Genomic DNA, 3,644 nt, shown 5'->3' with positions numbered 1-3,644 from the left:
TCCCACCCATCTACAGAGCCACGTACATCGTTGGCTATTCTCCATATTTTAGCTTGTAATTCAGCTCTTTGGTTTATGCTTGTCATTATTTATTTCTTATGAATCTTTTGGGGTTAATTTTTAATATCTCGGCAATCTTAAAAAAACTCCTTACAAGTTTTTATGCTAGCCAAGTTTGTTTAATTCCTTTCTCTTCAAGTACTTCTTTTATTCGGTTCATGTCCGCGTACATTAATTAGCCAAGATAATTGTTTTGCAGTAATTATATAGGAAAACAGTATATAAAGTGGGGGATTGGGTTTTGGTAAGCGTTGTTGAAAAGAATGTGTTTTTGATTGTGAGCTGGATTTTATGGACTTAACTAATTAATTAAATTTATTATACAAGACATGTTATAGGTGTAACTCTAACAATCTTCTTTTAAAAAGTCTTGAATGTCAATTTTCGTGTATTTATTTTTCTTAATTTGGAGAGGAGCCTTCAGTTTTTTACTAATATTCCTCTTTCCGTTATCTTAGGGTTTTTCTAATCACATACAATTGTCTGCACGTTGGCGACTGTAAGGAATAAAGTATAAAAGTTCAATATTGCACTTAATCACGAAATTCAATAAACTGTTGTTATATGCAGCTCTTATTGTTCTCTTAATTTTTTTGCTTCATCAAGTAAATAATTTGCAGTCATTCTAGGTTTTAGTTTTTCACTTTTTAAATACATTGGTATCTTAAATCTACGACTTGATTTTCCAGTTAATGCGAAAATATTATTACCAATTTCTGCAAAAAACAAATTGTCCCTATGTGAATAGACCGTTATGCTTTTTAATGTAAAAGCCCAATTTTCAAAATCTGATGACTTTATTATTTTTGATTTCGATTTAGCTTTAATACTAAAAAATTTTATGGATAAAGCTGATATTGGTTGATAAAATTCTGAAGGGATGGATTTTTTATCAGAATATTTTAATTTTCCTAAATCCTCATCCTTTAATAAAAGGAAATTTGAAAATTCGCAATAATATTTTATACCTAAGTCTTCAAATCCGTGCGAAAAAAATCTTGAAATGGCTCTTGTTCCTTTCTCGATACATTTGATTGTATTTAAGAGTTTAATATTATCTTCCTCTTGATAGCTTTGGTTTTCTATATTTACGTTTTCTTCAAAACTCCAAATTAATCCTTTAAACTCGTCAAATGGATTAAAATTTGTGTTTTCATTTTCTAGAACAATGGTGTCGATATAGTAATAGCGTTGCTGAATTGAAAATTCTGTTATTATTTGTATAAATTTTTTAAAATGGCTGTCTGTTTTAAGAAATTCAACATCTTCAATTAACATCGGAATCCTCTGAAATGAATCGATTTTTTCCGAATAATCAATCATTTCAAGTAACATTTTCTCAATTCCGTGTCCATTGTTATAGGCTTGAAACTTACTTTTGGCTTTTGCCAGTTCAGGAAATTTTCCTGTTTTGTGTTTGTCTTTTATTAAAAGTAAAATTTTCAAAATTCTCTCGAAACCAGATGCGAATAGTTGTAAAGAAACGTGTTTATTCGAAATTGTTGAATTTTGTTCTTTTATAGTTTTTAATCCTAAAACGATAAACTTGAATGAAGCATCAATTTCTTCACCAATTGCATTTGATTTCCTTACTTCAATGTGGAGATTTTTATTCATTTCTTAGCCTTAAGTTTGGTTGAGAGTCGTAATCATGAGAGTCGTAATCAAATATAGAACAAATCAGTCTGTAACCTTTTTTTAGATTAAGTTAGCATTGCATATCACGCTTCTTGCCTGGTTCAAACCTCTCCAAACAAAGCTGTTTTTTGGAGAATCCAAAGGATTTTCCAAATAGGCGAGAACAAGCCATTACTTACGTACATCTTTGTTATGGGCAGTTCTTTTCCGTTTCTAATTGTAACTTTCTACAGTTTCAGGTGTTACTAATTCAGCTAATTTAGAAGCAATTTCTTCCATTGAATCTTCGATTGTACTTAGACCACTACGAGAACCAAGTAATGGACTTACATCTCTTAAATCCTCATATGTAGTATCGTGAACAATTGGTATAAGCAAATCACGAGCTAAAAGAGCGGAGAGTTCTTTATCGGCAATACCTGCTCCTGCGATACGTTTAAGAAACAAAGGTGTGACTAAAACTATTCCAACCCGAGACTTTATTAATCCTTTATCAATTTCACGCATTAGTGGTGAACCTGCAAACCATTTTTTTGAAAAATCGATAAAACCTTATTTTATTTGGCATTCCAGTACTTACATTTTTGGAAAGAAGATATGGTAAAAAAATGAAATTGGCTCATATTTTATGCACGAACCAATGAGTTCATTCTTAATTTTTTCTATTGTCAATGTCTTTTTCAATATTGTGGTCGACGTTTACGTGTAATAGTTGCGGCGGCAAGCACCTAAAATAACAAAAATTGACCGAGCCTGTGGAAATTCCGCAGGATTTTCCAAGTAGGCGAGGACAAGCCATTGCTTATACACATTGTTACCCACCGTTTTTTAGCCCATTATTTCTTTAATTTCTTTTATATCTCTTTCGCTCAATTCAAACCATTCGCCACGTAACCTTTTATTTTCATAAGTTTTGTGCAAAGAACTTTCAAAAGCAACAGCCACTTTTCGATTTGAAAACAGCTTTGATTTAATGAGCTCGATTGTTGGTTTTTCGCTCTGCAATGTTTTCTCTCTGTAAGTAGGATTATTTGAGATACCAATTTTATAATATCCATTTGCCAAATCTTTCATTAGATAAAGATGACAACTTTCTTCCGGATTAAATTCTTCTTTGTAATCCAATTTTGAAATTGGTTGATAGCTATCTATTCCTTTCAAAATCTCATTATAATCGTAAAATAAATTTCGCAACGCTGATTTTAACTTTAGCTCGCTTTGATAATTATGGTTTGTACCAAAATGACGCATTCCTTCAATTTTCCTATTGCCAGAAACCAAAATCCTCCAGTCTTTAATTTCAGTCCGCGCCAATATTTCTAAATCTTCTTTAAATAGCAAAATACGATTTTCATAAACTTGCTTGTAAGTATCATTTAGGCTATTATATAAATGAAAAGATTTTTTCTCAATTTCAAATTCCAATACTTCGTTATTATCAAAAAGCAAATAAAACTTATCGCCCGCATCCAACATATAGTCTTTACTTGGATGTCTTAAAATCAGATAATCTTTTCCGCCTAAATGATTGACCGTAAGAAAAAGTCGGTTTATATCAGGTTTGCTCGAAACCATATTTATGGAACCATTCAAAACCTTTTCATAAAATTCATTTCCACCAACCGATTTCCACTCTAATTCGTATTCTTTCGTAAATGGGTCAGTTTTAGAAATTGGAATGTTTGTCACAATGTTTTTTTTAAATGGTGGGTAACGGTCAAGTGTATGAGCAGTAGCGGATTTAAAAGTACAAACCTTTCAGTTTAGCACAAAGTTTATTAAAGGCAAAGACCTTCGATTTACCACTTCACCCGCTATTGCTTATACACAATGTGTGTGCCCAGTATGGGCATCTTTACCTTACTGCAAAGTAAGGTATTAATTTAGAGGGTGCAAGTCCCTTATGCGCTGGAGTAACGTCTGGAAGCATTAGTAAGTCGCAAGGG

General features: G+C 31.9%; 3 protein-coding genes. All 3 read right to left on the bottom strand.

Annotated features, from left to right (window positions below; all coding sequences use genetic code 11):
• Positions 1 to 633: 633 nt before the first annotated feature.
• The 3 genes from G6N06_RS18385 to G6N06_RS18375 all read right to left on the bottom strand — a co-directional run bounded on the left by G6N06_RS18385 (position 634) and on the right by G6N06_RS18375 (position 3,387).
• Positions 634 to 1,677 (bottom strand): hypothetical protein, encoded by a 1,044-nt coding sequence (locus G6N06_RS18385; protein ID WP_163518171.1) that lies wholly within the window; start codon positions 1,675 to 1,677, stop codon positions 634 to 636.
• Positions 1,678 to 1,911: 234 nt separating this feature from the next.
• Positions 1,912 to 2,205 (bottom strand): hypothetical protein, encoded by a 294-nt coding sequence (locus G6N06_RS18380; protein WP_205334800.1) that lies wholly within the window; start codon positions 2,203 to 2,205, stop codon positions 1,912 to 1,914.
• Between the two features lie 321 nt (positions 2,206 to 2,526).
• Positions 2,527 to 3,387 (bottom strand): GIY-YIG nuclease family protein, encoded by an 861-nt coding sequence (locus tag G6N06_RS18375; protein WP_163518170.1) that lies wholly within the window; start codon positions 3,385 to 3,387, stop codon positions 2,527 to 2,529.
• Between the last annotated feature and the right edge of the window lie 257 nt (positions 3,388 to 3,644).

The sequence above is a fragment of the Gelidibacter japonicus genome (genome assembly GCF_010725055.1).
GTDB lineage: Bacteria > Bacteroidota > Bacteroidia > Flavobacteriales > Flavobacteriaceae > Gelidibacter > Gelidibacter japonicus.
The sequence above is the reverse complement of the archived record's forward strand: the minus strand, read 5'-3'. Positions and strand labels throughout refer to the sequence as shown.